The 26,405-nt window shown below is 60.0% G+C and carries 29 protein-coding genes; 10 read left to right on the top strand and 19 right to left on the bottom strand.

What is annotated here, in order from left to right; all coding sequences use genetic code 11:
* Positions 1-3: 3 nt before the first annotated feature.
* From JJ917_06865 to JJ917_06825, 9 genes are all read right to left on the bottom strand, one after another.
* Positions 4-669 carry an RraA family protein gene (locus JJ917_06865; protein ID MBO6698531.1) on the bottom strand — a complete coding sequence of 222 codons (666 nt, stop codon included), beginning with the start codon at positions 667-669 and terminating at the stop codon, positions 4-6.
* Positions 662-991 carry an L-rhamnose mutarotase gene (locus tag JJ917_06860; protein MBO6698530.1) on the bottom strand — a complete coding sequence of 110 codons (330 nt, stop codon included), beginning with the start codon at positions 989-991 and terminating at the stop codon, positions 662-664. The genes JJ917_06865 and JJ917_06860 overlap by 8 nt, the downstream gene beginning before the upstream one ends.
* A gap of 47 nt (positions 992-1,038) precedes the next feature.
* Positions 1,039-2,133 carry a sn-glycerol-3-phosphate ABC transporter ATP-binding protein UgpC gene (ugpC, locus tag JJ917_06855; protein ID MBO6698529.1) on the bottom strand — a complete coding sequence of 365 codons (1,095 nt, stop codon included), beginning with the start codon at positions 2,131-2,133 and terminating at the stop codon, positions 1,039-1,041.
* A 4-nt stretch (positions 2,134-2,137) separates the two neighbouring features.
* Complete coding sequence (locus JJ917_06850; GenBank protein MBO6698528.1) at positions 2,138-2,995, bottom strand: carbohydrate ABC transporter permease; 858 nt, start codon at positions 2,993-2,995, stop codon at positions 2,138-2,140.
* Positions 2,992-3,831: a sugar ABC transporter permease gene (locus JJ917_06845; GenBank protein ID MBO6698527.1), complete on the bottom strand. Its 840-nt coding sequence runs from the start codon at positions 3,829-3,831 to the stop codon at positions 2,992-2,994. The genes JJ917_06850 and JJ917_06845 overlap by 4 nt, the downstream gene beginning before the upstream one ends.
* Positions 3,832-3,988: 157 nt before the next feature.
* Positions 3,989-5,263, bottom strand: coding sequence for an extracellular solute-binding protein (locus JJ917_06840; GenBank protein MBO6698526.1), 1,275 nt, complete (start codon positions 5,261-5,263; stop codon positions 3,989-3,991).
* 123 nt (positions 5,264-5,386) lie between these two features.
* On the bottom strand, positions 5,387-6,598 hold the full coding sequence (locus tag JJ917_06835; GenBank protein MBO6698525.1) for a CoA transferase: 1,212 nt from the start codon (positions 6,596-6,598) through the stop codon (positions 5,387-5,389).
* Positions 6,595-7,731 carry an extracellular solute-binding protein gene (locus JJ917_06830; protein MBO6698524.1) on the bottom strand — a complete coding sequence of 379 codons (1,137 nt, stop codon included), beginning with the start codon at positions 7,729-7,731 and terminating at the stop codon, positions 6,595-6,597. Before JJ917_06830 ends, JJ917_06835 begins: the two co-directional genes overlap by 4 nt.
* Positions 7,724-8,314, bottom strand: coding sequence for a MaoC family dehydratase (locus JJ917_06825; protein ID MBO6698523.1), 591 nt, complete (start codon positions 8,312-8,314; stop codon positions 7,724-7,726). The genes JJ917_06830 and JJ917_06825 overlap by 8 nt, the downstream gene beginning before the upstream one ends.
* Before the next feature lie 144 nt (positions 8,315-8,458).
* Here JJ917_06825 and JJ917_06820 point away from each other — a divergent pair, with 144 nt between their 5' ends.
* Positions 8,459-8,911: a MaoC family dehydratase N-terminal domain-containing protein gene (locus tag JJ917_06820; GenBank protein MBO6698522.1), complete on the top strand. Its 453-nt coding sequence runs from the start codon at positions 8,459-8,461 to the stop codon at positions 8,909-8,911.
* Positions 8,908-9,972 carry a Gfo/Idh/MocA family oxidoreductase gene (locus JJ917_06815; protein MBO6698521.1) on the top strand — a complete coding sequence of 355 codons (1,065 nt, stop codon included), beginning with the start codon at positions 8,908-8,910 and terminating at the stop codon, positions 9,970-9,972. The genes JJ917_06820 and JJ917_06815 overlap by 4 nt, the downstream gene beginning before the upstream one ends.
* Here JJ917_06815 and JJ917_06810 read toward each other — a convergent pair.
* Both JJ917_06810 and JJ917_06805 read right to left on the bottom strand, forming a co-directional pair.
* Positions 9,969-10,769, bottom strand: coding sequence for an IclR family transcriptional regulator (locus tag JJ917_06810; protein MBO6698520.1), 801 nt, complete (start codon positions 10,767-10,769; stop codon positions 9,969-9,971). The two genes, JJ917_06815 and JJ917_06810, sit on opposite strands and share 4 nt — an antisense overlap.
* Positions 10,770-10,909: 140 nt before the next feature.
* The gene (locus tag JJ917_06805) at positions 10,910-12,367 is read right to left on the bottom strand and encodes an aldo/keto reductase (GenBank protein ID MBO6698519.1); all 1,458 of its coding nucleotides are present in this window, start codon (positions 12,365-12,367) and stop codon (positions 10,910-10,912) included.
* Positions 12,368-12,629: 262 nt separating this feature from the next.
* On the opposite strand from JJ917_06805, the gene JJ917_06800 reads away from it, so the two are divergent.
* From JJ917_06800 to JJ917_06765, 8 genes are read left to right on the top strand one after another with little or no spacing between them, the layout of a single operon-like run.
* Complete coding sequence (locus JJ917_06800; protein ID MBO6698518.1) at positions 12,630-13,004, top strand: TIGR04076 family protein; 375 nt, start codon at positions 12,630-12,632, stop codon at positions 13,002-13,004.
* Positions 13,001-14,074: an aldo/keto reductase gene (locus JJ917_06795; protein ID MBO6698517.1), complete on the top strand. Its 1,074-nt coding sequence runs from the start codon at positions 13,001-13,003 to the stop codon at positions 14,072-14,074. The genes JJ917_06800 and JJ917_06795 overlap by 4 nt, the downstream gene beginning before the upstream one ends.
* 8 nt (positions 14,075-14,082) lie before the next feature.
* Positions 14,083-14,838 (top strand): ABC transporter ATP-binding protein, encoded by a 756-nt coding sequence (locus JJ917_06790; GenBank protein MBO6698516.1) that lies wholly within the window; start codon positions 14,083-14,085, stop codon positions 14,836-14,838.
* Positions 14,835-15,554, top strand: a complete 720-nt coding sequence (locus JJ917_06785; GenBank protein MBO6698515.1) for an ABC transporter ATP-binding protein — start codon at positions 14,835-14,837, stop codon at positions 15,552-15,554. The genes JJ917_06790 and JJ917_06785 overlap by 4 nt, the downstream gene beginning before the upstream one ends.
* Positions 15,554-16,468 carry a branched-chain amino acid ABC transporter permease gene (locus JJ917_06780; protein ID MBO6698514.1) on the top strand — a complete coding sequence of 305 codons (915 nt, stop codon included), beginning with the start codon at positions 15,554-15,556 and terminating at the stop codon, positions 16,466-16,468. Before JJ917_06785 ends, JJ917_06780 begins: the two co-directional genes overlap by 1 nt.
* Entirely contained in the window at positions 16,465-17,448 is a 984-nt protein-coding gene (locus JJ917_06775; GenBank protein ID MBO6698513.1) for a branched-chain amino acid ABC transporter permease, read from the top strand. Before JJ917_06780 ends, JJ917_06775 begins: the two co-directional genes overlap by 4 nt.
* A gap of 2 nt (positions 17,449-17,450) precedes the next feature.
* On the top strand, positions 17,451-18,710 hold the full coding sequence (locus JJ917_06770; protein MBO6698512.1) for an ABC transporter substrate-binding protein: 1,260 nt from the start codon (positions 17,451-17,453) through the stop codon (positions 18,708-18,710).
* A 51-nt stretch (positions 18,711-18,761) separates the two neighbouring features.
* Positions 18,762-19,448: a DUF108 domain-containing protein gene (locus tag JJ917_06765; GenBank protein MBO6698511.1), complete on the top strand. Its 687-nt coding sequence runs from the start codon at positions 18,762-18,764 to the stop codon at positions 19,446-19,448.
* An 8-nt stretch (positions 19,449-19,456) separates the two neighbouring features.
* Here the strand turns inward: JJ917_06765 and JJ917_06760 are convergent, their stop codons facing one another.
* The 8 genes from JJ917_06760 to JJ917_06725 all read right to left on the bottom strand — a co-directional run bounded on the left by JJ917_06760 (position 19,457) and on the right by JJ917_06725 (position 26,383).
* On the bottom strand, positions 19,457-20,053 hold the full coding sequence (locus JJ917_06760) for a ferric reductase (GenBank protein MBO6698510.1): 597 nt from the start codon (positions 20,051-20,053) through the stop codon (positions 19,457-19,459).
* A 19-nt stretch (positions 20,054-20,072) separates the two neighbouring features.
* On the bottom strand, positions 20,073-20,561 hold the full coding sequence (locus tag JJ917_06755; GenBank protein MBO6698509.1) for a twin-arginine translocation pathway signal: 489 nt from the start codon (positions 20,559-20,561) through the stop codon (positions 20,073-20,075).
* A 140-nt stretch (positions 20,562-20,701) separates the two neighbouring features.
* On the bottom strand, positions 20,702-21,283 hold the full coding sequence (locus tag JJ917_06750) for a hypothetical protein (protein ID MBO6698508.1): 582 nt from the start codon (positions 21,281-21,283) through the stop codon (positions 20,702-20,704).
* 277 nt (positions 21,284-21,560) lie between these two features.
* Positions 21,561-22,784 (bottom strand): YeeE/YedE family protein, encoded by a 1,224-nt coding sequence (locus tag JJ917_06745; GenBank protein MBO6698507.1) that lies wholly within the window; start codon positions 22,782-22,784, stop codon positions 21,561-21,563.
* A 97-nt stretch (positions 22,785-22,881) separates the two neighbouring features.
* Positions 22,882-23,784: a sulfurtransferase gene (locus JJ917_06740; GenBank protein ID MBO6698506.1), complete on the bottom strand. Its 903-nt coding sequence runs from the start codon at positions 23,782-23,784 to the stop codon at positions 22,882-22,884.
* A gap of 346 nt (positions 23,785-24,130) precedes the next feature.
* A complete protein-coding gene (locus JJ917_06735) occupies positions 24,131-24,358 on the bottom strand; it encodes a hypothetical protein (protein MBO6698505.1) in 228 nt (75 codons plus the stop codon).
* Between the two features lie 77 nt (positions 24,359-24,435).
* Positions 24,436-25,698, bottom strand: a complete 1,263-nt coding sequence (locus tag JJ917_06730) for a HAMP domain-containing histidine kinase (GenBank protein MBO6698504.1) — start codon at positions 25,696-25,698, stop codon at positions 24,436-24,438.
* A 1-nt stretch (position 25,699) separates the two neighbouring features.
* Positions 25,700-26,383 carry a response regulator transcription factor gene (locus JJ917_06725; protein ID MBO6698503.1) on the bottom strand — a complete coding sequence of 228 codons (684 nt, stop codon included), beginning with the start codon at positions 26,381-26,383 and terminating at the stop codon, positions 25,700-25,702.
* Positions 26,384-26,405 lie beyond the last annotated feature (22 nt).

Genomic DNA, 26,405 nt, shown 5'->3' with positions numbered 1-26,405 from the left:
CGCTCAAAACTTTCCGTGTTTCAGATAGGCGTCCTGCGGATCCATGCCCTCCAGGATCGCTTTTCGCACCAGGCTCTCCGTCGCCATGGCCTGCACCGAAGCATCGATCACCTCATCAATGATTGCCGCCGGTATGCGCACCATGCCGTCGCGGTCGCCGTGCAGCCAATCGCCGGGCTCGATGCGCGTCTCGCCGATCGTGATGGGAACGTCGGTGGCGGTCGGCAGCCACATGCCGACAATGTCGCGCGGCGTATTGTGGGTACCCCAGCAGGGAAAACCAAGATTCAGGATGAAGTTGGTGTCACGTAGCGCGCCATCCACGACGCAGCCCAGCACACCTTTTTTGTGCAGCGTCTCCGCCGAGAGCTCACCCATCTGCGCGATCTGATGCGTGTTGGGCTGGCAGCACCAAATGTGGCCGGCCTTTGCTTTAGAGAGCAGCCCCGTCCACGCCAGAAGCGTGTCGTGCGCATCAGCGCTTTCGTCGAGCCGCCCTTCAATGGTGAAGGCAGGCCCGGTCAGGGTGCGCTCTGGTTGCAGGGGACGCAGGGCTGGCGGCAGGGTGAAGTTGCGCAGACCCATGCCGCGCATCACATCGTGCACCACGGCGGTGTAGCAGGCTGTTAGCTTGGCGATGCGTGGGTCAGCTTGTGCAGCGTCAGTCATGATGGAATACCTCTTCCATCATCGCCCACCATTCGCCCTCTTCTCTGGTTTCCAGGGGCGCCTGACAGGGCATACACACATCCCACCATTCTTGCGTGCGCGGGTCGGCCGCCATCTTTGCGGCGTCGGCTTCAAAGTCAGTGCCGGTGTACTCCCAGTAGCCAAAAAGCAGGTTCTCCGGCTCGCGCAGAAAAATGGAATAGTTGGTGATGTTGCACTTGGAGATCATGTCCAGGATGTCCGGCCATGTGTCGGCGTGCAGGCGTTTGTAGTCGGCGATGCGGTCTGGTTTGATCCCGATCACCATGCCCATGCGCTGCATTGCATTGCCTCCCTTGGTCCCCGTTACAGCGGCTTTGGTTGCCGCGCTTAGTGTGGCCGCACCGAGCGCCCGGTTTGCGCATCGAACAGATGCAGTTTGTCCAGCGCGACGCGGAACGGCAGCGTCTCACCCTCTTTGATGTCGCGTGGATCGAACATTTTTCCCTGCACCTCCTGACCGGCCAGCCGCGTGTAGATCAGCGTTTCGGTGCCCAACAGTTCGGCCAGTTCCACGGTTAGAGAGAGGTCAGCCATCTCCGAGCTTTCATGGATGCCGTGGCCGACGGGCGTCATGTCATCTGGCCGGATGCCCAGCGTGACGAGTTGGCCATCTGAGACAAATTCGACCAGCCGTGTCGGCACCGGAAGGCTCGTCCCGTCTTCCAGCAGAATGGCCCCATTTTTCACCGTGGCGGGGATCAGGTTCATGGGCGGTGAGCCGATAAAACTTGCCACGAACGTGTTCACCGGATGGTTGAACACATCCATTGGCGTGCCGACCTGCTCTATGTGACCGTCCTTCATGATGACGATCCGGTCGGCGAGCGTCATGGCTTCCACCTGATCATGGGTGACGTAGACCACGGTGGTTTTCACCTTGTGATGCAGCTTCTTGATTTCGGTGCGCATCTGCACGCGCAGCTTGGCATCAAGATTGGAGAGCGGCTCATCGAACAGGAACGCCTGTGGGTTGCGCACGATGGCCCGGCCCATGGCCACCCGTTGGCGTTGACCGCCAGAAAGTTCCGCCGGGATACGATCGAGAAGTTCTGAGATGCTGAGAATTTCAGCGGCTTCCTGCACGCGCTGTTCAACCAGTTTGGGCTCCTGTCCGGCGATCTTCAGCCCAAATCCGAGATTGTCGCGCACATTCATGTGCGGGTAGAGCGCGTAATTTTGGAACACCATGGAGATGTTGCGCTTGCGCGGCGGCAGGTCGTTGACCAGCTGATCACCGATGAAAATGTCGCCGTCAGTGATGTCCTCAAGGCCGGCAATCATGCGCAGCGTGGTGGACTTGCCGCAGCCTGATGGCCCTACCAGCACCACAAACTCGTTGTGATCGATCTCCAGATTGATGCCGTGCACCACCTGCGTTTTGCCGTAGGCTTTGACCACGTTTTTGATCGAGATAGCCGACACGGCTTTATCCTTTCACGCCGCCGAACGTCAGTCCGGCGATCAGGTGTTTTTGCACCAGGAAGGTGAGGAGCAGCGCTGGTACGATGATGATGACGGCCATGGCGCACATGCCTGCCCAGTCGATGGTGAATTGCGCGGTGAAGTCCATCAGACCCACCGGCAGTGTCTTGGAATCGGTTGAACGGGTGAGTTGGCTTGCCAGCGCGAACTCATTCCAGCTGGTCAGAAAGGCGAACACGCCCGCAGCGGCAATGCCCGATCGCGCCAACGGAAACTCGATCTTCCAGAATGCTTGCCAGCGGGTGCATCCATCGACCTGCGCCGCCTCAGACAGCGACATGGGGATCTGGCGGAAGAACCCGTCGATCAGCCAAATCGTGAAAGGCACGTTGAGCGACACGTAGACAATGATGATACCCATCTGGGTATCGATCAGGCCCAGCCTCGACCACAGCATGAAGACCGGCAGGGAGAGAGCGATGCCAGGCACTGCGCGGAACAGCATCAGCCCCAGGAACACCGAGTTTTTGAAGCGAAAACGGAAACGAGCAAAGGCGTAACCGCCCGCCATGCCGATGATCAGCGCGATCACGGTGGAAGTCGATGCGATGACCAGCGAGTTCCAGAAGTAGCTCAGAACTGGGATCGCCACCTGATCCTCGCCGAAGCCGAATATCTTGGCGAAATTGTTCAGCGTCGGGTTCTGCGGCACCCAGATTGGCGGTTTGGCCAGGATCTCGCGGTTGGGGCGGAACGCCGACAGCACAACCCAAAGGCCAGGCACGCACATGATCACCATCAGGATGAAGGTGACGAACCACAGTCCTGCGGCCTTTAGCTGCTTTTTCAGCGCTCGGTTCATTCTGCACCGCCCATATAGCGGCGGGCCGCCACCAGCTTGGTGAAGAAGTAGTAGGTGAACAGCACCGATAGGATGGTCGAGATGTAGGCCATCGCATTGGCCTGTCCCATGCGCGCGTTCTCATAGCCAGTGCGGGCGATCATGGTCCAAAGCAGTTCGGTCCGGCCGGCCGGTCCACCATCGGTCATCACGGCCACAATGTCGTAGGCGCGGGCCACATCCAGCGAACGGATGGTCATGGCGATAAAGGCGAACGGCATGATGAAGGGCAGGGTGATGTGGCGGAACACCTGCCAAGGGTTGCAGCCATCCACCTTGGCAGCCTCCAAGGGGTCGCGCGGCATGGCGAACAAGCCAGCCAGAAGCAGGATCGCAAACACAGACGTGCTCATCCACACTTCAGCAAAGATGATCGAGAACATGGCCAAGCGGCCATCAACCAGCCAAGGGATGGCCTGCTCGGCGAGGCCAAGCGACTGCAGGGCATTGTTCAGAATGCCGATATTGTCGTTGAAGATGAACTTGAACTGAAAGCCCACCAAGATGGGCGAGAACATCATCGGGAACATCATGATGGTGCGCAGGGTGCGCTGGCCCCATGTGATCTTGTTGATGAGTAGCGCGATGCCCAGTCCCAGAAGGAATTCCAAATTGATGGCGATTGCCAGAAACAGGATCGTGCGGCCAAAGGCTGCCCAGAAGTCTTCATCGCCAAACAGCCGGATGTAGTTTCGCAAGCCAATGAAGACCTCGATGGTTTCAGGCCGTGTCAAACGATAGGGCGTGAGCGACGTCCACAAAGAAAACACTAGCGGCATCGCCACCACGAACAGCATCACGAAGATGGCTGGCGAGAGCAGCAGTACCGGCGTCAGCCGTGTTTGGTGGAGGCGCAAAAAGCGGAGCAAGGGCAAGACTCAAGGTGATGGGGAAGGAGGCTGGCGCGCCGGAGAAGCGCGCCAGCCAGCAGGTCTGCAAGCAGGCCTTGAAGGCTTACCGGTAGCCGGCATCTTCCATGACGATCAGCGCCTCTTCAGCCGCATCATCCAAGGCCTCTTGAGGAGTCTTGTCGCCCACCATCGCTGCTTGCAGCTCTGGCCAAAGCACGTTGGAAACCTCAATCCACTCCGGGATCAGTGGCGGCGTGAAGGCGTCTTCGGACATGGATTGACGGAAGGTCGAGAACACCTCGACCATGAAGTCGTTCCCGTCCGCTTCGAACTCGGCCAACACGTCATCCCAAACTGCAGTTCGGGTTGGCAAAATGCCATTGCGTGCTTCCACCATCTGGCGATCATGATCGGTCAGGAAGCGTACGAACGAGGCGGCGGCTTCATGGTTGTCGCAGGTCTCCGTAATCGAAAACGAGTGAGACCCAGACCAGCCTGTACGCAGACCGGATGAACCCATGGGCGCCCGCACCAGACCAACGTCGCCAGCCACTTGGCTGTTTTCTGGATCGTTGAAGAAGGCCGACCAGCCACCCCAATCCAGATTGAGGGCAACCGTACCAGAGGCAAAACCAAGCCCCGTATCGTCCCACAGATAGTTGGGAACACCGACCGGTACGGCACCGGCTTCGTAGAGGTTCACGAACCATTCAAGCGCGCGCACGCCGGCTTCGGAGTTGAAGGTCGGCTCCCAATCATCGCTGAACAATTGACCGCCTTCGGCGACCAACATCTCATAGAAGCGGCCCGTGACGGCCTCATCCTTGCCGACAAACTGGGTGCCGAAAAAGTCTGGCGGATTGGCGAAGAACATCGCCTGGTCAGAGACTTGCTGCCAGGTTTCGGGCGGGGCGAGCTCATACCCGTACTCATCCATAAATGCTGATTGATTGTCAGCATTCTCAAACAGTGAGCGTTGGTAAAACAGGTTGGAGACGTCGGAGTGCCGCGGCAACTGCACCAGTCGGCCACCGACTGTCGAGTGCTCCAGCACCAGCGGCACAAACCCCGCCAGTACATCTTCAGAGATATGGTCGCGCAGATCGACATAGATATTGCCATATTGCGGGGCAAAGCTGGTGTGGTTGGAGCCGACGCACCAATCCAGTGTGCCAGCGGCAATGTCCTGCTTGATCTCACGGTCGAGCTCGAAGTGGTTTTTGCGCGAGAGGATCTCCACCGTCGCGCCGGTCATCTCTTCCCACTGCGCAATCTCAGCATAGAGCGGCTCATACTGTGCGCCACCAATGAGCTTCACCCGCAGCGTGTAGCCGTCAAACGAGCCGTAATCGCTGGCTTGCAGCGCGGTGCTGGCCATCAAGGCTGTGACAAGTGTTGCTGCCCCAAGCAGGACGGTTTTCCCTTTCACTGATCTTGGCATTGTCTTCCTCCCTAAAGGTTCGGCCGGTTGTTTTGGTTTGTGGGTAGCGGCGTGTCGCATTCATTGCCCACCCTGTTGTGCGAGGCTCCCCGCCGGCCTGATGTCGGGGAGCAGATTGGAAAAGACCGCATCGCTGTGCTCGCCAAGCATCGGCGCGGCGCGGTGTGATTTTAAGGTCTGGCCATCAATGCGAATGGGGGGACGCAGGGCGTTGAGTGTGACGTCATCGCTGCGGCGAATGAGCTGATGAAAGTCAAGGCTCTTGAAGGCTTCGCCTTCGAGCATGCTCGGCCAGTCCAGCACTTCAGAGCACCAAATGTCAGCGGGCTGAAGAATGGCCAGCCAGTCGCCGGTCGACCGCTGCTTCACCGCTTCAGCGATAATGGCCTTGATTGCGTCGCGCTGCGCCATCATCGCCTTGGGATCATCGTAATAGTCGGCGAGCCCTTCGATCTGCATCAATTCGGCCAGTCTTCGCAGAGATGGCGTCATGGCAATTGCGAGGAACCCGTCGCTGGTCTCGTAAACGCCATAGGGTGCGCCCAAATAGGCATGGGCACCGTTGATGGCGCTGCGGTTCGGTGATCGGTTGCCATCGTTCAGATAGGTCGTGAGCACTTCGAACTGCATGTCGATCATGGCTTCGAGCAAGGATGTATCCACCCGCGCGCCGCGGCCATGGATTCCCCGGCCAACAAGGGCAGCAAGAATGCCCTCGCATAAAGCGTGCCCGGCCAGCATGTCGGCCACGGCCAGACCCATGGGCATGGGTGGGTCGCCAGCACTCCCGGTCAGCCACAACAGGCCTGATCGTGCTTGGGCCAGAAGGTCTTGGCCCGGCAACTGCTTCCACGGCCCCTCTTCGCCATAGCCGGAGATGGAACCGTAAATGATGCGCGGATTGATGGCTTTGACGTCGTCATAGCCAAAGCCCTGGCGTTCAATCACGCCGGGCCGGAAGTTCTGCACCATCACATCGGCGCCTGCGATCAGGTCGAACAGCTTGGCGCGGTCGTCCTCGTCTTTGAGGTCAGCGGTGATGGATTCCTTGTTGCGGTTGATCGCGTGGAACAGTGAGTTGTCGCCGGCTATGTCCACGTCGGAGATGTAAAGGTGCCGGCACAGATCACCTGTTCCGGGGCGCTCCACCTTGATGACGCGCGCTCCCAGATCGGCCAACTTCAGGGTGCAGAAAGGGCCGGACAAAAACTGGCTGAAGTCCAGAACCGTCAGCCCGTGGAGTGGACGCTCAACGTTCGGGAGATCTTTCATGACCGGCTCTCCTGATAGGCGCGTTGTAGGTCATCAAGGGTTGCCTGCACGGAGGCCTGTTTGCGCAGAAAAGCGTGGACGATGTGCCCGGCATTCTCCTGAAAACCCATGTATCCGTCATAGCGTGGCCGCAGGTAAGCGGATTCCAGGGTCTGCCGCGTGTTGGTGAAGAAGTTTCGAGTTGCCGCGTTGCAGGCGTCATCTTCCCATGCAACGGCATTTCCAGGTTGTCCGCCAGCAGCAAAAAACAACCCTTTTTGGCAGTCGGCGCTGGCGATCCAGAACGCATAATCGGCAGCGACATCGCGGTGTCGGGAGGATGCTGAAACCGCGATGCCGGTGCCGCCTATCACGGTTCCGCGCGGGCCGTTGTCACCAACGCCCGGCGCATCCGCGAAGGTCAGCGGAAAAGGGCAGTACCCGTCTCGGCTGTAATTTGTGTAGCCGTACCCAAAGGGCGAATAGGCGGGCCCATCCTCACTGCGCCCCATCCACTCATAGATACCGATCGGGTCCAGCGTCAGGCATCGCGGATCAACAAGGGCGGTGATCTCCGCCATTTGCTCCAGCACCTGGGTGCCGTGCGGGCTGGCGATGAACGTATCATCTTCAGCCAGCGCAAAGCCCTGGTTCTGTGCCAGACCCATGAAGGTCATCAGCGCGTTGATTTCCAGCAGCGCAAAGCCAACCTCGCCCGTGCGGGCCAGCGCGACCACGTCCTCCCAACGGGTTGGAGCGCTCTCCAACTTTTCCGCGCGAAAAGCGGCAACCGGGGTAGCGGCATCGATGGCCAACGCCCATTGGCGTCCGTCGAACTCATAAGAGCGATGGGAAACACCCACCGATTGCCCGGCGAGTTCTACCAGCTCACTGTTGCGCCCGATCCCATCGAGCGCCAGTAGCAGACCATTGCGGGCCACTTCGCCAACATGGGGATGGTCGATGACCATCAGGTCGTAGGAACCGGCCATTTCGTCGATCGGCCGGTCGGCGAACGCCTGAAGCGAACGCTTTTCCCAGCTGATTGTTACGCCAAGGTGGTCGCGAGCAAACTGTTCCGACGTTGCCACCATGGGGTCGTAGCCGCGGCTGTGATCCCAGGTCATGCCTTTCAGGTGAATGGCCTCAGGCATCAGTGTCCGCCTGCATGGCTTTCTTGGCCTTCTTTTCAGCGAGGACTTGGTCAGCCTCGGCCATGAAGGGCGCCGGATCCCGATAAAGCGCCGTCATCAAGTGCTCACAGTAGAGCACCTGCTCGCCTTCGCCTTTGAAAACGGAATAGCTGACCCGGATCTTGCCCATCTCATGGTTGTGGATCTTCTTTTCCAGGTTCTCACGGATCGTGTAGATCGTGTCGCCGATGAACACCGGCGCAATGAAGCGCAGCCGATCATAGCCGTAGGAAAAAGAGTTCAGGCAGTTGGTGGCGGCCAAACCGAGCCCATAGGAAAACACCATCGCCCCGGCGACCAGCCGCTTGCCAAACACGCCTTCCTCGGCCGCAAAGCGCTCGTCGGAGACGTAGGGGTGGTGATCCATGACCAGCGAGTTGAACAGCATCGACTCGCCCTCGGAGATCGTCCGGCGGATGGAGCGGATCACATCGCCGACCGTAAAGTCTTCAAAATACCAATCCTCGGAATTCCAGACAGGGATCTTGCCGTGCTCCTCGGGAAGCCCCGGCAGTCCACGCGCATGTTGTCCGATGTCGGCCATGTATCCTCCCGCTGCGCGATGTCTTGATGCTCGCCGCAAGCTATTTTCAGATACAAAAAACTGTTTTATATGTGAATGTCAACGCAGCCTACGCAGGTTGCTGAAAAAAGAATGGGTAAGGCGACCCGATGGAGGCGCGAGACAATGGAAGTTGAACAGTTCTTTGAGGACTATGCCGTGGGGGACGAGCGCAGGACCACCGGGCGCACAATCACCGAGACCGATATCGTGGTGCATGCTGGCCACTCAGGCGATTTCTTCCCGCACCACATGGATGAAGAATGGTGCAAGACGCAGCCGTTCGGCGCCCGTATCGCGCACGGAACGATGACATTTGCCATTGGTGTTGGACTGACCGCCACGCAGATCAACCCGCGAGCCTTCACCTATGGCTATGAGCGGCTCCGCTTTCCAAAGCCCGTCTATATCGGTGACACGATCCATACCGTCGTGACCATCGGCCGGAAGGAGGACGATCCCAAACGGCCTGGCTTCGGACGCGTGGTCGAGATCACAGAAACCAAGAAACAGGACGGATCGACAGTGATGTATTGCGAGCACGTCTTGTTGGTAGAGCGCAGGGAGGACGCACAATGACAACGACGCTGAAACAGAGCTGGCCTGCGCCTTCCAATCCAAAGCCAATCGTTTTCGTCGGCGCCGGTGGCATCATTCGCGACGCGCACATTCCGGCCTACCGTCAGGCAGGATTGCCGATTGCTGGGGTCGTCGACACCGATGCCACACGGGCGCAATCGCTTCAGACTGACTTCGACCTGCCTGCAGTTTTCGACACGCTTGAAGAAGCCGTCGGCACCTATGGCACTGATGCCGTCTATGACATTGCCACGCCCCCGCACGTAATCACCGACATCTTGCCCAGCCTGCCCGATGGGGCGGCGGTGCTGATCCAAAAACCCATGGGCGCTGACCAGAAACAGGCGCGTGCCATCCGCCAGATCTGCCGCGACAAGGGGCTCAAGGCAGCCGTCAATTTTCAGCTTCGCTTCTCACCGATGATGATGGCAGTCGCCGACGCGGTGGGCCAGGGGATGCTCGGAGAGTTGCTGGAGATTGAAGTGCACCTCAACATCTTCACGCCGTGGCACCTGTTCCCGTTTCTCATTCCGATGGAACGGGTCGAGATCGCGGTGCACTCGATCCACTACCTGGATACAATTCGCGCCATAGCGGGCAATCCCAGAGGCGTCTTTGCGCGGTCCATGGGCGATCCTCGCGCCGCCGATTTCAAACAAACCCGCACGTCGGTGATATTGGACTTTGGCGACGCCCTGCGTGGGGTGATGAGCATCAACCACAACCATCCCCATGGCCGAAAATTCCAAGATGCCTGGTTCCGCTTTGAAGGCACCGAAGGCGCCATGAAGGTCAAACTTGGTGTGTGCTACGACTACCCAAATGGTGAGCCGGACGAGCTTTGGCTTTGTCGGAAGGGTGGCGAGTGGGAGCAAATCCCGCTGGAGGGCGCCTGGTTCATCGATGCGTTCATGGGCACAATGCGTAACGTCCAACGCTTCGATGCCGGTGAAGATGACATGCTCTATGCCAGCGTGGAGGACGCCTACCAAACAATGGCGTTGGTGGAGGCGTGTTTTACGTCCATGGCCAAACCTGCCGAGCCACTGGTCTTGGACTAGATTGGATTCTCAGCAACGCCGTGCGCAATGCCGCCACCCAGATTGCGGGTGATATGAGCTGTCGCTTCGAACAGTGCCGAGCAGCACGTGTCAAACCCTATCGGGTCTTGATGGCGCTGCAAGTGCGGGATCGTGAGGGCAGCCACGGCTTGCCCGGTATGGTCCATGATCGGCGCAGCGATATTGGTGACCCCGCTAAGCACGAAGCTCTCGGTGATCTCGTGACCGCGGGCTCGAATGCTCGCCAGTTCTTGACGCATGATGTCGGCCGTCTTGTCCTCTGGTAGCGGGACACGTGCCAGAAAATCCTCAACTTGGTTGTCAGGCATAAAAGCCAGAATGACCCGGCTGGAGGAGGCCCGCCAAAGGTCGATGCGTGCGCCCAGCCTGATGGAAAGGTTGTTGTTGCCTGGTGCATCGACTTGCCCGATCACCAACAGCGCATCATTGCTGACGACACCCAGATGCACACTCTGGTTGATGGTGCGCGCCAGCTGCCGCATCTGGGGCGCGCTGATAGAGGTCAGCCTTTTGATCATCGGCGTGCGATGCGCAACCTCAAACAACAACGTGGTCAAAAGATAGCGGTCGGTGTCGGGATCGGGTGCCACATAACCGCGCTCAGTGAGCACGACCAGCATCCGAAAGATCTCACTGACCGACCGGCCCAAGGCATTGGCAATCTCAGATTGCGTTAGGCCAGTTTCTTGCTGCGAAAGCAGTTCAAGAATATCCAACCCCTTCTCCAGGGCTGGCGCCGAATAGGGCTTGCGCTTGGTTTCACTTTGGTTCGTCAAGATGACGATCTCTCAAACACGTCACGGAAGGCTTTGCCTCCTATTGCGTTGGTGTGGCCGCAGGGCAAGACTTTTCGATTGCACCACTGCCACAACGTGCCCAGCCTAAAAACTCACTGACGCGGTGTTTTCTGCCGCCTTCAGCCCCGCTCGATGATCGCTTCCGCGTCGATCTCAACCCGGTGATCGCCGATCAGTCCGGCAACGCGATAAAGCGTGTTGGCGGGTTTGATGTCACCAAAGACCCGGCCATGGGCGCGGGCGATGGCCTCAACATCGGCTTCATCGGTGATGTAGATGCGCGTGCGCGCGATGTCCTCAACACGTCCGCCCAATGACGTGACGGCCGCGATGATCCGATCAAGGATGTAGGTTGTTTGGGCGCCAGCATCCTGCGGCGCGACGGCGCGATCAACACCGGCGACAGCCGTCGTGCCGGACACCAGGACTCGATCGCCGATCCGTTGCGCACGGCAATAGCCCGCCACATCTTCCCAGTAAGAGCCAGTGAGCACGCGCGTGCCCTCACCAACGGCCGGTTGCGGCTCAAAGGGCGATGGCAGCGCATCAAGATGGTGAGAGAGGTCGCCTGACGCAGTGAGGAACGGCGGCTTGCGGTACTCATCACCACAATCGCCAGGGATAGGCGTGGTCTCGTCAAAGGCGGCGTCAAGCGTCGCGCGATCCTCATCATCCAGCTGAAAGGCAAAAAGGCGCAAATTGTCCTCAGTATGGACCGCTTCACCAAGGCGGGCACCAATAACTACGCCGGCCACGCGATGCTGCTCCAAGACCCAGCGGGTGGCGACATTGGAGAGTGAAACCCTGTGCTTCTCCGCGATGTTAGCGGCTGCCTGCAGAACCGATTGAAACGCCTCCCATCCGCCAGCCGTGCGAAGGAAGCGGTGATACTTCATCTTCGACCAATCGGCGATATCTTGCGGTTCTGGCTGGCCAAGCCATTTCTGCGATAGGAAGCCACCGTTAAGGGTGCCATAGGCGAGCAACCAGGCACCGTGCCGCTCGCACACGGCCGCTAGATCACCGGCTGCCCGTCGATCAATGAGGGAGAAGCTCACCTGGTTGGTCAGTAGGGGCACACCATCGGAGAGGGCCAGGTTGAAATGCGCCGCGTCGAAATTCGTGACACCCAGTTCGGCGATGAGCCCTTCTTCGCGCAGGCGCGCCAGTTCGTGCAACGCGTCCAGCCACTGCGGATGTTCAAAGCTCCACCAGTGGAACTGCAACAGATCAACCTGGTCGACTCCCAAGCGTTGCAACCGCTCTTCGACACCGGCGCGCACGATCTCCGGCGTCATTGGGCCGGGGGCAGGGCACCATTTGGTGAAAGCCAAGGGACGCGGGGTTCGGCCGCGGGCGAGTAGCCGTCCGGTGATGATCTCCGCGCTGCCGTAATGGTCGGCCATGTCGAACGTGTCGAACCCATGGTCGGCATAGGCTGACAGCCAATCGGCCGCGGTTTCCGGGTCGATCACTGTTCCATCTTTTTCGATATCGGCCACTTGCCATAGGCCAGTCAGAGCCCGGGAGATGTCGAGTTTGTCCGAGAGTTTCAGGCGTTCAGGCGTGTTGGTCATGCGAGGGCAATCCGAGAGCAGGAGCGATGGGCAGGGGCGTAGGGGTTGACCGTCAGGCGTTACAGACAGCCTTTGGTCGCCGGACGGGATAGGCGTTTGCGCGCCGTGTTTCTGAAGTCAGACAGGCGACCGTTGGCGCAGATGGGGGTTCGCTTGACACGGTCACCTCTTCTTTGTGACTAGCTATCCCATAACGTAAAATGGACGGCAACACTGAGCGGCCGTACAGCAGATTGAACGCGGTCCGCGAGAAGGTTGACGCATGGAGAAGGATGGGCAACGGGGCTATTGGCTCTATGACCTTCGCGTCGATACCGTTCTCGATGGTCGTACGCCGGTGTGCCGCCATATCGAAGGCGAGTCGTTCCAGGTGATCGGCGAAAACCTGGTTTTTGATCAGCCGCACAAGGTTTCCATGTATGCGCTGGCGGCCCTGCTGCCATTGCTGCCCGCCAAACAACGCATCACCGATGATGATGATTGGATGAGCACCGACGCGGAGATTGCCTGTCCCGACCCTCATTGCGGCGGGCGCTTTCGTGTGATCCGCGAGGGCAAACGATGGTTCAGCCACGCTGAGACCACCGGTCTGCCCGATCAACGCAGCACGCCCTATTGGCAGGATCGCGACGCATGACCACCGAAACTGCTCTGTTGCGACCCGGTCATCAAATCTCACGTGTGATCAAAGGCGGCTGGCAACTGGCCGGCGACCATGGCGAAGTCCGGCCCGATCAGGCCATCGCCGACATGGAGGCATTTCTCGACGCCGGCATAACGACCTTCGACTGCGCCGATATCTACACCGGCGTTGAGGAAATGATCGGCACATTTATCGCCGATGTGCGCCATCGCCGCGGGTCGCAAGTCGCTGATCAAGTCATGGTGCACACCAAGCTGGTGCCTGATCTTGGCCGTCTGGCTGACATCCGCCCCGATGAAGTTGAAGCGATTGTTGACCGGTCTTTGCAGCGCTTGCAGATCGAGCGCATTCCGCTTGTGCAGTTCTTCTGGTGGGACATGCGTGTTGGAAATGCGGTCGAGGCGCTCGACGTGCTGAAGAGCTGCCAACAGAAGGGCAAGATTGCCAACCTGGGCACCACAAATTGGGACACCCCGGTCATGGATCGGTTCTGTGACGCCGGCTTTGACGTGGTGTCGGCGCAGGTTCAGTATTCTCTGCTCGATCGCCGACCTGCTGGCGCCTTCAGCACGTGGGGTGCCAGGCGCGAGGTGCAAATTCTCGCCTATGGCACCTTGGCCGGTGGTTTCTTGACCGAGGCCTGGTTCGGTAAGCCCGATCCGGAGTTTGCTTTTGAGAACCGTAGCCTTGTGAAGTACCGATTGATCATCGATGAGTTCGGCTCCTGGGATCTGTTCCAAGAGTTGCTTGCCGCATTGAAAGCGATCGGCGACAAGCACGGCGTTTCCCTGTCTACGGTCGCGACACGCTGGGTTCTCGACCAGCCACAAGTCGCCGCCGCGATCGTCGGCGCGCGCTATGCCCGGCACCTGCCCAAGACGCTGGAAGTCTTCGACCTCGGGCTGGATAATGAGGACAGGCAACATATCGACGCACTTTTGGCCCAGTCGAATGGCCCAGGCGGTCCGGTCTACGGCTTGGAGGGCGACCGGACCAGTCGCCATGGCCGGATCATGAAGTACAATCTGAACACCAATCCGACCGAGAAGGTTCATGGCGCGTGAGTGACGCCGTGCTGTCTCTGCAAGGTTTGACCCGCGATTTCGGACCATTTCGCGCGGTTGATGACGTCTCGCTGGACATCCGCCGCGGAAGCGTCACTGGTTTGATTGGCCCCAATGGTGCTGGCAAAACGACCCTGTTTAACATGGTCGCTGGTAGCCTGAAGCCAAGCAGCGGTTCAGTCAGGCTCAACGGTCAGGATGTGACGGGCAGGCCGTCGGACGCGCTGTTTGCCTTGGGTCTTGCGCGCACGTTCCAGATCCCGCGCCCGTTCAGGCGGATGAGCGTTCTGGACAATCTGCTGCTGGCGCCGCCGGCCCAGCTTGGCGAAACCGTGCCCGGGACTTTGTTCCGCCGCGCCCATGTCGCTGTGCAGGAGCAGGCTCTTCGCGACAAGGCTCACGAAATCCTCGATTTCGTCACGCTGTCCCACCTCGCCGACCACCCCGCTGGAAAGATTTCCGGCGGCCAGATGAAGCTCTTGGAGCTTGGCCGCACCCTGATGGGCGATCCGGAAGTGATCCTGCTGGATGAGCCAGCTGCTGGGGTCAATCCAACCCTTACCAACATCCTGATTGACCGCATCGAAGATCTCAATCGAAGGGGCATGACCTTCGTCGTGATTGAGCACGATATGGATTTCGTCATGCGCCATTGCGATCCGGTGATCGCGCTGGCCGAGGGCAAGGTGATCTTCCAAGGGACGGCAGCCGAAGCGCAAGTGAACGCAGAGTTGCTCGACGCCTATCTGGGGGCACCTGCGTGACCACTCTTCGTGTTGAAGCCCTTGAGGCCGGTTACGTGCGCGATCTGCCCATTCTGTTCGGCATAGACCTGGTGGCCGAACAGGGAAAGCTCACCACCATTATCGGCCCCAATGGCGCAGGCAAATCGACGCTCATCAAGGCGGTTGCAGGTTTGGTTCCGGTGAGCGGCGGGCGGGTTTTTTTGGGTGACACGGACATTACTGGCCTGCGCCCCGACCTGATGGGTGTCCACGGGCTGGCCTATGTGCCGCAGACCGACAACATCTTCCGCCATCTTTCCATTCGCGAGAATTTGGCGCTGGTGCTACGCCGAGCGAAGGATCGCGCCAGTCGCATGGGCGAGCTTTTTGATCTGTTCCCGGCGCTCAAAGTAAAACAATCTGAACCAGCGGGGGCCTTGTCGGGCGGCCAGCGGCAGATGTTGGCTATCGCCATGGCGCTTGTCAACCGGCCAACTATGATGCTGCTCGACGAACCTTCCGCCGGTTTATCGCCCAAGATTGCCACCGAGGTTCTGGACCTGGTGCGCGATCTGACCAACCAGGGCGTCACGGTGCTGCTGGTCGAGCAAAACGTGAAGCAGGCGCTGCGCGTCGCCGACCATTGCTACATCCTGGCCGAGGGGAAGAACCAGATCGACGGGCCAGCGGCGGGCATCGCCTCCGATCCGGTGGTCGGAGAGATTTATCTCGGCGGCAAACGGATGAGCGCCTGATGATCCAAAGCCTCCTCGACGGCGTGCTGACCGGCGCAATCATATCCTTAGGTGCGATCGGGTTGACCCTGATCATGCACATGCTGCGCTTTGCCAATTTTTCCTATTCGGAGTTGCTGGCCATCGGCGCCTACTCTGCATTGGTGTTCGACACGCTGTTTTCAACGCTGGTGCCGGTGCTGGACAATGCGTTCGCGCCGCTAACTCTCTCTGGCGCGTTGGCGCTAGCCATGGTGATCGCCATGGTGCTCACTGGCCTTTCGGCCTTGATCATCGACCGGCTTGTGTTCCGGCGCATCCGCCAGAATGCTGACCCACTCTCCATGGTCTTTGCCAGTTTCGGCGTCGCCCTGGTGATCCGCAATGTCATCATCCTGATCTTCGGCCACCACGCGCAGCTCTATTCCCAGGAGATCGCGCGCGCGCATGTTCTGAGCTTCGATCCGCTGATCCTGATCAAGCCCGACCAGGTTTTTGTTCTCGCGCTGGCGCTCGTTCTGATGTTTGCGCTCCACCTTATTCTGACGCGCACGACATTTGGTTTTGCGATCCGGGCCGTCGCCGAAAACCCGACCTTGGCGCAGGTTGCTGGCGTCCGGCTCTCAACGGTGATCGCGGCGGTTTGGATCATCGCCGGCAGCCTTTCGGCGGCGGCAGGGACACTGTACGCCCTAACCAATCAGCTCAACCCAATGATTGGCCACGTCTTCCTCTTACCGGTCTTTGCCGCGACCATCGTCGGCGGCATCGGGAGCGTCTATGGCGCCGTGCTCGGCGGTTTCATCGTCGGGATTGCATCAGGTTTGGCGCTGATGCTGCTGCCAGCTGGCTATGCCCCGGCCATGCCGTTCTTGATCATTCTGGCAGTGCTGATCCTGCGCCCGCAAGGACTGTTTGGGGAGGACAACCGATGATCGGTCTGGTCTCTTACCTCGCGTTCTTCCTGACCATGGCCGGGATCATGGCAATCGTCACCCTCGGCTTGAACCTGCAATGGGGCTACACCGGACTGTTCAACGGCGGCGTGGTCGCGTTCTTCGGCGCAGGCGCCTACGGCACCATGATCCTGGGCAGCAGCCCGGAACCTGGTCAGTTCGGTGGCTTTGAGCTGCCTTATCTGGTGGCGCTTCTGGGCGGCATTCTGCTGGCGGCGGCGCTGGCTTGGGTGGTCGGATTGCTCACGCTGCGGCTCAAGCACGATTACCTGGCCATATCGACATTCGGGGTCGCCGTTGCGCTGGAGTCGGTCGCGCGCAACGCGCAATGGCTGACTGGCGGCGCGCGTGGGATGCGCGGATTTCCAAGACCATTCGAAGATCTAATCCAGGATACCTTTCTTTATGGCCTCGTCTTCCTACTGGTCGTTCTGATCGTCCTCGGCCTGGTGTGGTGGGGCATCGAGAGGCTGGTCCGCTCGCCCTTCGGTCGCGCCCTGCGCGCGATCCGCGAGGATGAAGTCGCGGCAAGGGCCCTTGGCAAGAACCCGGCGCGGCTGCGGCTTTGGTCGCTGGTGATCGGTTCGGCTATCATGGGCGCGGGCGGCGGGCTCTATGTTTCCTACACCGCGTTCATCAGCCCACAGGATTTGTTGCCAGTGCTGACCTTCCAGGTCTGGGCGATGCTGATCGTCGGCGGCGCGGGCAACAATCGCGGTGCGGTGCTCGGCGCTGGCCTAATCTGGGCGGTCTGGACCGTTAGCGGATTTTTCTTGACCCGCCTCATGCCGGACTCGTTGCAGCTTGACGCAGGGTCCATCCAGTACATTCTCATTGGCACTTTGATCGTGACCATGCTTCTTTGGCGGCCCCAAGGACTGTTGCCGGAGCGCATATCCGAAACTCTAACCACGACGGCCAGCAAGGCCGCACTCAAAACCAAGCAGGAGACAGGTTGATCATGAAACGAACGATACTCGGGCTCGTAGGCGCCGCAGCGCTTGCCCTCGGTCTGCAGGCCGCCCCGGCCCAGGCGCAAGATTGCACCATCGATGTCGGCACCCTTTACCCAACCTCGGTCGACTGGGGTCGCCCCATTGCCGAAACCGCCCTTTGGGTCGGCGACATGATCAATGAGGCTGGTGGTGTCGATGGTTGCACGGTCAACATGATCCTGCGCGACGATCAAAATGACAGCCGCGTGGGCGTCGATGCGGCCCGCGCATTGGTCGACTTGGACCAGGTGCAACTGCTGATCGGCACGGTGTCGTCCGGCATTTCGATTCCAATCCTGACGTCCGTCACCGCACCGGCCGGCGTGATGCAGATGTCGTGCTGTTCGTCCTCGACGCGGCTGACGGAAATCGCCGCTTCTGGCGAGGCCCGAGGCTTGTGGTTCCGTACCTTTGCCACAGCCGATGTTCAGGCAGCCGTGGCAGCAATGCTGGCACAAGAAGCCGGGATTGAAGACATCACAGTCGTGTTCAAGAACGATGATTGGGGCCAGGATATCGGCCGCATCGCCGCTGAGGCTTTCGAGGCGGTGGGCATCACGGTCCATGCCTCGATTGCCATCAACGATGCGCAGCCGAGTTACCGGGCCGAGGCGACCCAAGCCCTGCGCGACCAACCAGAAGCCCTCTACCTGGCGCTCTATCCAACTGAAGGCATCTCCTTTGTTCGCGAGTGGATCGGTCTCGGTGGTACAAATGTGATGATCGGCGCTAACTCGCTGAAATCCGACGATTTCCGCAGCGCCGTCGGGCTCGACAATCTGGGCGAGTTCATTGGCACGGACACCTCAAGCCCGCGCGTGCCGAGCGCCGATGCGTTCGTCGAGGCCTACACCGCCAATTTCGGTGGCGCGCCGAGCGGTCCAGGATTGGCCAACAGCTTTGATGCAGCAGCTATTGCATTGCTCGCCTATCATGCTGCCGGTCAGGACGCGACCGGTGAGCAGATTGCGGCCAAGGTCGCAAGCGTGACTGACCCTGATGGCGAGGTGATCCCTGCCACCGTGGAAGGGTTTGCACGGGCGATGGAAGTACTCTCCGAAGGTGGAACCGTGTCCTACCAAGGCGCGACCGGCGCGGTCACATTTGATGCCAACGGCAATGTGTCGGCTCCGGCCGTGTCCTGGGTCTTTGCCGAAGCCGGCCCGACCGAGCAGGACTACATCACGCTGGAAGAAGTCGCATCGTTCATGGCGTCGATGAACTAACGACAAACCGTTCCCGGCCTCCTCTATGGGGCCGGGAACACCATACAAGCTGTGTCATCCAATTCACCCATCACCGTCACCTTGATTGGGCGCGGCCGGATCGGCAGCGAAGTCGCAGATGGGCTGCGGGCGTTACCTGAATATCGGCTGGTCGCTGTTCTCGGGCGCGATGCGGACGACCTGCCGCCAGCGCAACTCACTATCGATGCAGCCGGTCCTAATGCGTTGCGGGAGCATGGGGCACAGGCTCTCCAGAACGGTGATCTATGGACGGCCGGAGCAGTGGCGCTGGCTGATCCAGCCATGCGTACCAAGCTTGAGGGCATGGCGCGGGACAACGACCATGAACTGCGCCTCTTCACCGCGTGGATCGCAGGGCCGGCCCTCTGCCCGCCGGATGTTCCTGCCCGGCTCTTCATCCGCCAATCGGCACCACAATTGGCAGACGAACCCGGCCTGATCTTCCGGGGAAAACTCGCCGACGCCGTTCGTCGCTATCCGGACATTTTGAATGCCGCGACAGCAGCGGCGATCACCGGTCCTGGGATTGAAGCGACACGAGTCACTCTGGTATCGACGTCGGATGGTGGCCCACACAGGATCACCGCGCGGTTCGAAATGCCCGGCCAGACCATCCGTACAGATGTCCGCTTTGACCAGCTGACGCCGCACCCCGTCGCTGCCGCTATCCTTACTGCCCTTGCGCGCAGGACCAATCCCATCCGAATGGGGCCGTAACGCCCCTCTTATCGGCCGATCCTACGCCTAGACGCGGCAATGGCGTAAAGTCCAGCAAGCACAACAAGGCCGCAGAGAAAGATCTTCGAGATGCTTTCCATCGCGCCTTCAATCAGCAGGGCATGCGCCACTGTTCCGGCAATGACCGTCGTTGTCAGGGTCAAATGACCGAGGCGCCATGTCTTCCATCGAAGTCGCCATCGCCTGCGAACAAAGGCCAGAAGCGCTGCGGCAAAAACCGCCCACATGGCAATGACGCCCCAAAGGGAAAAGGGTGTTGGCGAGACCAGAAGTAGCGCGTCGATGACATCGGGAGGGCTTGTCAGCCATAACCCGCTAACATGCACAATGACCGCGCCGACGAGCACGCCACCGAGCACCGGGTGGACGCGCCGACCTTGCTGTCCTGAAAGGCCTGGTAAGACGCCCACGATCAAGAGCGGCTGAAGCAACAGGATGCAAAGCCCGCCAATCCCTGCGAACCCAGCTGCGATGTAGATTGGCTCGCGCCAGGCGAGCAGCGGGCTGAAAGCCGCAGCCGTTACGGGTATGCCAATGGCGAGCGCCAATCCCGACCAAATGAGCAGCGAGCGGATCACGTCAATTCAGTCGTGTCGCGCCCAGTTAGGCTGGTTGCAAAACGAAGTGCGCCTGAAGACTGGTGTCACTGGCGCTGGGCATGACCGGACGAAGAAAGACCGTTTCGAAGTCCCCGCTATCATAGGCAAGATGGCCATGCGGTTGACCGAAGGCTGGCACGATTTGCGGCATTTCCAAACGGAATTCGCCGTTTGCGTCGGTGAGCGTTGCGCCATGGCTGTGTGGATCGCGCTCATGGCCCTCAGTGGTGTGCGCCCAGATTTGAATACGCTGTCCCGCCAGTGGCGCTCCATCTCCCGCGCGGCGCACGGTTCCGGTCATCCAAAACCCGCCATTACCAATGCGATCGACGATTGGTGCGCCCGGACGGTAATTGTTCGAGCCGCCGCGCATGGAAGAGGTCGGAGCCACGCCCTGTGCCTGCGCCGGGACGACAATCCTGGAAAGTCCAACAGTTGCGAGCGCCGCGCCAGCGCTAAGAAGTGTGCGTCGAGAAAGATGGTCTTTGGTCAAGATCACGCTCCGTTTGTGCAGACGTTTGCTTATGCTGTGCACATGGCCTTTGAGGATCAACAGGTATGGGGCACGAATGTGTCGCATCCTACCTTTCCGCGGACGTGATTTGAACTCACGCCTTGGTGAGCGCCGCTTCGTCAGCAGTCAAAACGCCATTCTGACGTGACTTCCAGCGCGTGATCTCCGCGCGGGTCACCGTGCTCGGGCGTATGCTCTGCAATCACTGCATCACGCTCCCTGATGAGCTCAGTGATTTTCGGTTCATAAGCGGTGACGACCGCCGTCAACCAGCGGTTCACCAGATAGTTGGGCTGCGGCATGTGAACATCGAACCGCGACAGCAAGGCGATGGTCGGCTCGGCCTCCAACCAGTCGTCGCCAACGACCCAGTGATTGACGGTGAAAAGTCTGAGGGGTCGGCCATGGGCATCCACGCCAATCGCGATGAGGTGATGGTTCGGCCCCTCCGGTCCATCGGGCCGCACGAAGGTGTGGAAGTGCCCGTGCTCGTCCACATCGGTCGATGGGCTGTGACTATGGTAAAACCATTGCGCGCCGGACGACGGATCATAGACCTCGCCGACGGGGTACTTGGTCCAGCTTTCGGGCTGGGCGATGCCGCGCAAGGTCTCGGTCAGAACCGATGCGCCGCCCTTGGCAAGAACCTGTTCGCAAAAAACGATCTCCTGCCGGGCAATAGCGCGTGGGTCACCTGTCATGGCCTTTGCAAAGGCGGCGGAGGCGGTGGCGCCAACGTCGGTTCCTCTTGTCTGGCCAAGGGCGGTGGTGGCGGCGCTGCTAATGCCTGTGGCGCGCCGACAGCACAGGGTGCTGCTACCGCCGCACCGACCGCACAGGGTGCCGTGCCGGCAGAGGCTGGAGTTGCCGTTGCCACCGGCGCGCGTTCGGGCACGCCGTTGCTTGCATGATCAAGCGCAACCGCGCCCGTGGTCATGGCAAGGGCTGCGGCGAAAAGGGCGGTGTTGCGGGTGCCACTCATGATGTCTTGAACCCATCAAGACCGAACAGAGGTCGGGCAAACACGCCGAGTGTTGACCCGGCAAAGGCGGCGGCGAACCACAACCATCCGTGGACGCTGCCCGACGCGATGCCGGAGAAAAGCGCGCCGATGTTGCAGCCAAAGCTGAGGCGGGCGCCATAGCCCATCAACAAGCCGCCAATCGCGGCTGCCGCAAAGGAAGCAAGCGGGACAACGGCTTTAGGCGCGAACTTGCCGGCAAGCGCTGCGCCAAGCGCCGCGCCAAGAACAAGGCCGAAATTCATCACCGATACAGTGTCAGCGAGCACCGAGCTTTGCAGCGCCTCAGCCTGCGCTGGCCACGTCCAAAACTCCCAACTTGCAACCGGGATTCCAACCGTGTCGGCGATCTTTGCGCCCCATAAGCCGAATCCATAGGTGATCGACCAGGGATGGCCGGCGATGAGCAGCGTCGCGACATTGAGAAGCGCCAAAACCAGGCCGGCGCCAACGAGCGGCCAGGGCCCCTTGAGTACCCACGCCCAACCTGGTCGGCGCGGGCCGAGATCGACTTCCAGCTTGCCGTGCGCGCGGCGCTCGACCGCAATCGTGACCAGCGCGACGAGGCCGAGCCCTACAAGAGAAAGGACGATGGCGAGCGGCAATCCTAGCGACGTGCTGAGGCTGATCGGCGGCAGAGAGGCTTGGTCGAGCCACCAGGGCAAATGGGCCGTCCCGATGACAGCGCCGACGATGAAAAAGATCAGCGTCACGAGCATGCGCGAAGAACCGCCACCCACTGTGAACAGCGTGCCCGAGCCACATCCGCCACCAAGTTGCATGCCGAAACCGAAGATCGCGGCGCCAACAAGAACAGAGATTCCAACGGGCGCAATGGCACCGACAAGCGGCTGTGCGCCGATACTACCCGCCGAGAGCAAGGGCATCATCGCCACCCCGGCAACGGCAATCATCAGCATCTGGGCCCGGATACCGCGCCCGCGCTTTTCGACGACCATATACCGCCAGGCGCCGGTGAAACCGAACGATCCAAAATAGAGCGCGGCACCGAGGCCGCCGCCGATTAAAAACAGGCTCGCCTGGCGTAGGTCGACGAGCAACCAGATTGCCGCAAACCCAGCGGCCAGGAATGCGCTCGCGATGGTCGCAGGGCTGCGGTCGATGGCCACGTCGGGCAAAAGTGAAGCGGTCGCTTGTGTGGGGGGAACAGTCTGCAACATGGATCAGGACTCAATGCTACCGGGAGGTATCCGTCAAACAGCAAAGTGGTGCCGGACGGTCTTGCCCGGCACCACCGAAGAGCGTGAACTCAAACGCTTAGTTGATGCGGGGCGGATCAAGCGGGCGCGCGGGGTCCTGCGTCCATTCCGCCATTGAGCCGTCATACATCGCCGTCTGGTCGTTACCGAGCACTTCGGACAGACCAAACCAAGCAACCGATGCCCAGTGGCCGGTATTGCAGAACGTGATGTTCGCATCGCCGGAGCCAACGCCCACCGCAGCGACAAGCGCTTCAACGGTTTCCGGTTCGGCAAAGCTGGCAAAATCGCTGGAATAGAACGCGTGGTGCGGCAGGTTCACCGATCCGGGGATCGTTCCAGGAGCCGCCGCCACTGGGCTTTTGGATTCGCCGCGGAATTGTTCTTCGGGTCGACCATCGATCAGAATGACCTCGCTGTCGATCGCAGCAAGCACCTCATCGGTGGTGGCCAGCAGGTCTTGGTTGAGGTTCACCTCAAACGATGCCGCCTCAGCGACTGCCGGTTCAGCGACCCGCGCGCCGCCGATCACATCATATTGGCGCCAACCACCATCCAGAATGGAAACTTGATCGTGGCCGAGATAACGAAAAGTCCAGTAGACGCGCGTTGCTGAGCCAAATTCGGTGGAATCGGTACCCCAGGGCACGATCACCACGTGATCATCATTGTCGATGCCAAGGCTCTCGATCAGAGCCGTGATGTCTTCAATCGGCGGCAGGGCGCCTGGCACGCCATTAAGCTCTGTTCGCCATCCGGCCGTGCCATAGGGTGCTGAAACGGCGTGGGCGATGTAAGGCGCGTCGCCAAGATCAGTGTTTTCGACATTGGCGCGGATATCGAGGATGACGACATCATCCTGCGCTGCGTGGTCGACCACCCAATCGGCAGTCACCAAGGGGCCTGCGCCGTCGATGGCAAGAGCGGGGGATACGGTGGCGGCAAGGGCCGCAAGTGTCAGGGAGAGACGGTTCACGAGAACAATTCCTTTACAATCAACGCCTTTCGGCAATCGGCGCGAAGCGCCAGCTGATGCGTGCGAAGGTAAAGGAGTGCCCAAATTGGAGCGAGGCAGCCAAACCTAGGGCAATCACGTAATCGTGGAACAGTCTCGCGAGAATGGTGTCATTCTTGGAATGATTTTTTCTCTGCCGCCGCTTGACATCGGTCTATCGGATTGTCGTGCTAACCAGAACCCCAAAGGTCGATGCCCGTGACGTACAGGGGCAAGGCTGACCCACGGCAAAACTCCCGAGGGTGTTCCCCCCGGGAGTTCGATCACGTCCTCAGGATATCTTGACGTAAGATCAAGCAACCGAGCGTTCCTCAGCAAACACGTCCGTTTCTTGATCGGCAGAATTCTCCTGCGCGTAAGCAAGGAAGGGCGAGGCCAGAAACGCTAGCGCTGCTGCCGCCAGTGCGACCATGGCCAAAAAGGCCAGCGCGGTTAGGCCTAGTCCGGCCATGGCACATCCGACAACGAGGACGATGACACCGGCGGTGGCGGATGTGATTTTGGTAAGAAGGGATTTCATTGGGGTGGTCTCCATATCAAGTTTGTTTCGACATCCTTGATATGGAGCCGGGGTTTTACGCCCGCCTGACCGCCGCCTTACAGTTCTGTAAACTTCAGCGTAACGCACAGTCCTTGGGGGGTGTTTTCCGACAAAGCAAGCTCTGCACCATGGCGGTCGGCGACAGCGCGCACCAGGGCGAGGCCCAAGCCTGTACCGTCGCTTTGGCGCGCTGCATCGACCTGCACCATCGGCTTAATGATGTCGTCGTAAAGAGCGGGGTCCACGCCGGTGCCATTGTCGACAACGCCAATATCCCGCCCGCTGGCAAACAGTGTGATGTCCGTGCCGCCATGGACGATCGCGTTTTGGATGAGATTAGCCAGCGCTTGCACCAGCATTTTCCGGTCGGCGTCTACCGTTGCGGCGAGATCGGTTGCGACCGTTAGCTGCTTGCCGCTGTCTTCAACCACCGGGCCGAACGTGTCGGCGAGTTCCTTGGCAAGGGTCGCAAGATCGACCGGCTCGAATCCATCGGTTCCGTGTTTCGCCTCGATCCGCGCAACCCTCATGATGGTGTCGAATATGCCGGACAGGCGCGCAGCTTCTTCCAAAGCGTCGTTGCGTTCAGCGCCCTCGGACAGCATCTCCAACCGCGCTCGCAACCGGGCCAGCGGCGTTCGCAGATCATGCGCCAAGCTGGCACTAAGGTGGCGCGTCTGAGCGACCAATCGCTCCAACTCGCCGGCAGTGGTGTCGAGTTGCCGCGCCAGGTCATCAAGATCGTCACTGGAACGTTCAACGCCGGTGCGCGCTTGCAGATCGCCGGCGGCCAAGCGATGAAGCGTACCGTTGATCCGTACCAGGCGGCGTTGAACCAGCAGCCCCGCGCCAAGCCCGATGGCGAGGACGAAGACCAGCACCACGGCCGCCGTGGTCCAAAGCGCGCCACCAAGCAAATCCAGCGCATCCTCGCTGTCATCCAGCGGCAGAGCAATCAGGATTGGTTCGTCATCGTCATCCTCGGCGATCATCACCCGCCAGGTTTCCGATCGGCGAAAATCCTGTTCGAGGGTCACCGTGCCGCCGCCGCGCGCTGCTATTTGAGTGAACGGCGCGGGCAGGCCGCCCAACTCGTCAAGCGGGCGGATCAGGACGGAAGAACCGCTGGGCGCATCATCGTCCGAAACCGACGCGGCAAGCTCGAGCAGTGTTGTGTCGATCCGGCGCAGCACGGCATCGCGCCCGAACCACATTGCCAAGACGATGGCGATCACCATGCCGACAGCAAAGACCAACGAAAGCAGGCCAGTGAGCCGCAAAGTTGACGATCGCAAGAGCCATCGCGGCTGCTTTGTCACCTTACCGACCGAAGACATAACCTTCGCCCCGCCGTGTTCGTATGAAGTCCTCGTCGAATGGTTTGTCGATCTTGGCGCGCAGCCGACTGATATGGGTTTCCACCACGCTTGTTGTCGGGTCAAAGCTCATGTCCCAGACCTGTTCCAAAAGCATGGTGCGCGTCACGAGCCGGCCAGGACGCCGCATGAAATATTCCAACAGTTTGAACTCTTTGGCCATCAGTTCAATGGGCTGCCCATGCCGTTCGCATCGCCGGGCAAGGAGATCGAGCTTAAGGTCGCCATAGCGCAAAACCGTTGGTTCGGCATTGCCTTCGCCGGTTGCTTCCCGACGGCGTCCAAGGGCGTTGACGCGGGCAGAAAGCTCCGCAAACGCAAACGGCTTGGTCAGATAATCATCGCCGCCGGCGTCAAAGCCTTCAACCCGCGAGTCCACTTCGCCAAGCGCAGTCAAAAAAAGGGCAGGAGTCGTGTTCTTCGATGCGCGCAGGGATTTCAGCACGGCCAGACCATCAAGGCCGGGAACCATGCGGTCGAGGATCAGAAGTTCATACTCCTGTCCCATCGCCGCGAGCAGCGCCTCTTTGCCGTCGCTGAAATGGTCGACGACATGACCTTCTTCGCGCAAGCCGTTTGTGACCCACGGTCCAAGATCTCGATCATCTTCCAAAAGCAGGATGCGCATGTCACTCGCCAGACATTGATAG

This window comes from Hyphomicrobiales bacterium, assembly GCA_017642935.1.
In the GTDB taxonomy this organism is placed as follows: Bacteria; Pseudomonadota; Alphaproteobacteria; order Rhizobiales; family MH13; genus MH13.
Note: the sequence above shows the minus strand (reverse complement) of the source record. Positions and strands in the feature narration are given on the sequence as shown.